Source organism: Nitratifractor sp., assembly GCF_015487065.1.
In the GTDB taxonomy this organism is placed as follows: domain Bacteria; phylum Campylobacterota; class Campylobacteria; order Campylobacterales; family Sulfurovaceae; genus Nitratifractor.
The window spans coordinates 1-4,754 of the sequence record NZ_WFQN01000106.1 but is presented as its reverse complement, the minus strand read 5'-3'; the positions used below and the strand labels follow the sequence as shown (position 1 = coordinate 4,754).

The 4,754-nt window shown below is 57.2% G+C and carries 4 protein-coding genes; 2 read left to right on the top strand and 2 right to left on the bottom strand.

The window, feature by feature from the left end:
- Together F8I07_RS05510 and F8I07_RS05505 are read left to right on the top strand one after the other, a co-directional pair.
- A partial coding sequence (locus F8I07_RS05510) for a transglycosylase domain-containing protein (protein WP_292656780.1) occupies positions 1-1,905 on the top strand: 1,905 nt, incomplete at its 5' end.
- A gap of 40 nt (positions 1,906-1,945) precedes the next feature.
- The gene (locus F8I07_RS05505; RefSeq protein WP_292656778.1) at positions 1,946-3,112 is read left to right on the top strand and encodes a M20 aminoacylase family protein; all 1,167 of its coding nucleotides are present in this window, start codon (positions 1,946-1,948) and stop codon (positions 3,110-3,112) included.
- Here F8I07_RS05505 and F8I07_RS05500 read toward each other — a convergent pair.
- Complete coding sequence (locus F8I07_RS05500) at positions 3,109-3,468, bottom strand: hypothetical protein (RefSeq protein ID WP_292656775.1); 360 nt, start codon at positions 3,466-3,468, stop codon at positions 3,109-3,111. The two genes, F8I07_RS05505 and F8I07_RS05500, sit on opposite strands and share 4 nt — an antisense overlap.
- Positions 3,469-3,795: 327 nt before the next feature.
- Positions 3,796-4,614, bottom strand: a complete 819-nt coding sequence (locus F8I07_RS05495; RefSeq protein ID WP_292656783.1) for a metal ABC transporter permease — start codon at positions 4,612-4,614, stop codon at positions 3,796-3,798.
- Positions 4,615-4,754: the final 140 nt, after the last annotated feature.

Sequence of the window (4,754 nt, the reverse complement as noted above, 5' to 3'; positions counted from 1 at the left end):
GGCATCAACCCCGACGCCATTATCCGTGCTTTTATCGCCGATATCAAGGCGGGCCATTTCGTGGAAGGAGGTTCCACGCTGACCCAGCAGCTGGTCAAGAACAAGCTCCTCTCCAGTCAGAAAAAACTGGCTCGGAAGATCAAAGAGGCGATCCTGGCCATCAAGATCGAGAATGTCCTGAGCAAAGAGCAGATTATCGAGCGCTATCTCAACGAGATCGCCTACGGCAACAACTACTACGGAGTCAAGACCGCCGCCCAGGGCTATTTCCACAAACCCCTAAAAGATCTGACCCTCAAAGAGATCGCTATTCTGGTGGGATTGCCCAATGCGCCGAGCTACTACAACCCCCGCCGGCACTATAAACGGGCCCTCAACCGGGCCAATGCCATTCTCTACCGGATGAAGAGCCTGGGGTGGATCACCGAAAGGGAGTATCGAAATGCGATCAAAGAGGTTCCCAGGATCTACCGCACCTCCCTGACCCAGAATGTGGCGCCTTATGTCGTCGATGAGGTGCTCCGTCGATTCAGAGGAAAACTGGGGGATCTGCGCACCGGCGGTTACAGGATCTACACGACCATCGATCTGCAGATGCAGAAGGCGGCCCGGGAGGCGGTCAAATACGGCTTCGACAAACTGGTCAAGCGCTACAAAGAGAACCCCCGCAAGACAAAACTCAACGGGGCGCTGATTGCTGTGGAGAACCATACGGGAGATATCCTGGCGATGGTGGGGGGTGTCGATTACAAAAAAAGTGCCTTCAACCGGGTGACGATGGCCCGGCGCCAGCCCGGATCGGCCTTCAAACCCTTTATCTACCAGACGGCTCTCGATATGGGCTACAACCCTGCCAGCAAGCTGACCGACCTGGCGAGGACTTTTCAGTATTACAAAAACGGCAAACGCAAAATCTGGGCTCCCAAAAACTATGAACGGGATTTCAAAGGCTTCATTACCCTGCGGGATGCCCTGGTGCATTCCCGAAACCTGGCGACGATCAATCTGGTCTACGACATCGGGGTGGAGACCATCCGCAAACGCCTGGCACTGCTGGATGTAAAAAACATCCCCCACGACCTCTCCATCGCTCTGGGGAACCTGGCGATCAGTCCCCAGAAAATGGCACAGATCTATACAGTCTTCTCCAACTACGGCCATATCATCGAACCGCGTCTGGTAAGCAAAATCGTCTCCAAGGAAGGAGCGGTAATCTACGAGACCAAGCCGAAGGAGATTGCCAATTTTACCCGCCCGGAGCAAGCCTATCTGATGACCAGTATTCTGGAGGATGTCATCAAACGGGGGACCGGACGAAAGGCGGCAGTCAAGGGGATCGAGCTGGCCGGCAAGACGGGCACCACCAATGACGGGGTCGATGCCTGGTTCTGCGGCTATTCGCCTTCGGTGACCACCATTACCTGGTACGGTCGGGACAACAACCGCCCCATCGGGCGCCATGCTACCGGCGGTTCCGTGGCGGCGCCGGCCTTTGCCTATTTTTACCGGAAACTTTTGAAACTCGATCCCAATATGCCCCGAACCTTTCGGGTGCCGGACGGTGTTTTTGTGGGAGAGGTCGACGGGCACAAAGAGCTCTACACCCGTATCTCTCCTCTCCCCAAGTCAGGCAGCGGTGATTTCCTTGACGAAGGATTCACTCCTCAACCGGCCCACCCTGTCGGTCAAGGGAGTGAGAACAATTCGAACAACGCTACCCGTCCCAGTCTTGACTCCACAGGGAACTCGTCGGCGGCCGGCGAGGTGGAGATGATTCCACTGGATGGAGATTCCGGGGCTACGGGAACCGTCGAAGGGGAGAGCGGGCAGGAGATCACCGATCCTCTCCACCCTCCCCAAAAATCTCCTGCAGAGGTGGGCGGTGACAGCGGAACCCTCTTTTGATCGCTATGATCGAGGCGGAGGAAACTCTAGGAAGAATGAGATGAAAATGACCCAAAAGATCAATCTGGATTTGGATTACTACAAAGCTCTGAGGCACGAGCTCCACGCTATGCCGGAGCTGGGGTATCAGGAGCACCGGACAGCGGCGCGGATCTGCCGGGAGCTGGAACGGTACGGGATTCCCTATGAAGAAGGAATCGGCGGGACCGGGATCGTTGCCTGGATCGACAAGGGAAGTGCCGGAAGGAGTATCGGCCTGCGGGCAGATATGGATGCCTTGCCCATCTCTGAAGAGACGGGGCTTCCCTACGCCTCACGCAACGAGGGGGTGATGCACGCCTGCGGCCATGACGGGCATGTGACCATGCTGCTGGCGGCGGCGAAAGTTTTGAAAGATTCGGTGGCCTTCGACGGCAGAGTGGTACTGGTTTTTCAGCCGGCGGAAGAGGGGGGAGCGGGAGCCAAAGCGATGATCGAGGATGGGCTCTTCGATCGCTTTCCCATGGAGAGGATCTACGGGCTCCATACCCGTCCCAGCGAAGCCTTCGGAACTTTTCTCATCAAAGAGGGGCCGGTGATGACGTCGGTCGATACCTGGGAAGTGGTTGTGCGGGGACGTTCCGGTCACAGCTCCCAGCCTCACCACGCCGTCAATCCGATCCTGGCGGTGTCGCATCTGGTCCAGGGGATCAAGGAGATCTCCGCGACCTCCATCGATCCGGCCCAGGCCCATGTCATCACTGTCGCGACCATCGAAGGGGGAGTCGCCTTCAATGTGATTCCGGAGACCTGCAGAATTGGAGGGTCGGTCCGTGCTTTCAGCCGGGAGGTTCAGGAGACGGTGGAGCGCAGGATCCGGGAACTGGCCGATGGGATGGCACAGGGATTCGGAGCGGAAGCGGCTGTGGAGTATCAATACCGCTATCCTCCGACGGTCAATACCCATATCGAATCGGCCTACCGCGCTGCCGTCGCCTGTGTGGGTGAAGCAAAGATCAAAAGCACTTTCCCTTCCAGTATGGGATCGGAGGATTTCAGTTTCTATCTCGAGCGGGTTCCGGGGGCTTATGTCTGGCTCGGCAGCAAAGTCGATCCCGAGGCGGAAACCGTCCCGCTGCACTCTTCCCGTTACGATTTCAACGACGACCTGATCGAAATCGGCGTCTGTTACTGGACGGGCCTGGTTCGGGAAGAGTTGGGGGCTTAAGCCTCCGCTTCCTTCTGGGCCTGCATCGCTTCGGCGAGGCCGCCGTCATCTTCCACCTCCGCCAGCTCCTTCTCCATCCACTCCTGCATCATCCCCAGCTGCATACCGATGAGGTCGATATCGTAACGGCGGGCGTTGGGGGAGGGGAGCCACTGGGCGACGAAATTGTCCCGGGCGGAACGGTTGACGCTCTGGACCAGATATTCGGCGTACTCCCGGACGCTCCGGGCTTCGAAAGTTTCGTCGGTTTCGTCGTTGTGGACTTTGATGATGAACCCTTCGGGATCGAGAGAGACGATTTCGGCGCTGATGGTCAGCAGGCTGCCGCCGGGAACGGGATCGGATGCTTGGGACATGAGTTCTCCTTCAAAATTGGACTCGTTTTCAACGACTTCTACTTCCGTCATTCCGGAATTGATCCGGAATCCAGGGCCCGGAATGCCCATTATGCCGTGGATTCTGAATCGAGTTCAGGATAACGAAAATATAGTGAATTGGGTTCTCTGAGAAATTGCCGGTTTTACTCGATAGCTCTGGCAGTCGCGAACGCAAGCGCCCGTTTCACGGGTTGAGCACTCCTTTGTCGCCATCGAGTAAAACCTCTCTTGCATGTTTTTCAGAGCACTCGATTGTGCTTCGGTGGAAAGTGTAGCACATTCCATCCTCTCCGGCCTTGATCTGTCTCAGTTTCGGATCTGACGGCTGCGTAGCCATCGCCAGAGGCTCTCCAGAACCAACCCGGCGGCGGCAGCCAGGATGATGCAGGCGCCGGAAGTGAGATCGTAGCGGTAGCTGAGCCAGAGTCCTGCGAGAGTGAAAAACGCCGCGAAAAGGGCCGAAAGCATCATCATCCCATAGAGGGTGCTGCTGCGGTGGGAGGCGATATGGGTCGGGATAGTCATGAGTGCTAATACGAGGATAAGCCCGACCACCTTGATGGCGACGACCACGGTCAGGGCTGAGAGGATCAGCAGCAGGGTGTAAAAGCGCCCGGTGGGGATTCCTCTCAGGGCGGCGTAGTCGCTGTCGTAGCTGATGGCCAGAAGCTCCCGGTACCAGTGGTGAACCGTAAAAAGCACCATCGCCAGCAACGCTCCCATAAACCAGAGATCGCTGTGCTGTACCGCCAGGATCGAACCGAAGAGATAGCTCATCAGATCGGTATTGTAGCCCGGTGTCAGATCGACGAAGATCACTCCGATGGCCATGCCCACGGCCCAGATCAGGCCGATATAGGTATCACTCAGGTGGCGTTTTTTGAAGGTGAGCCAGGCCAGCAGCAACGCGACGGCTACGGTGAAGAGCGAAGCGCCCAGAAAGATGGGGAGTCCGAAATAGATCGCCATCCCGATGCCGCCGTAGGAGCTGTGGGCCACTCCGCCGGTGAGAAAGACCAGACGGTTGACCACGATCAGCGAACCGATGATCCCGGCGACCAGACTCACCAGAATCCCGGCGATGAGAGCATTTTGCATGAAAGTATAGTGGAGGATCTCCATCAGTGCTTCTCCTTCTTGCCGGCGTGATGTTCACAGTCACAGGTTTTCTCCGCCAGCATCTGCATCAGCTCGATCTCGCAGAAATGCTCTCCTTCGGGCTTTTGCAGATGGATCGGGGAGCGGCGCAGGTCGTGGGTGTAGCT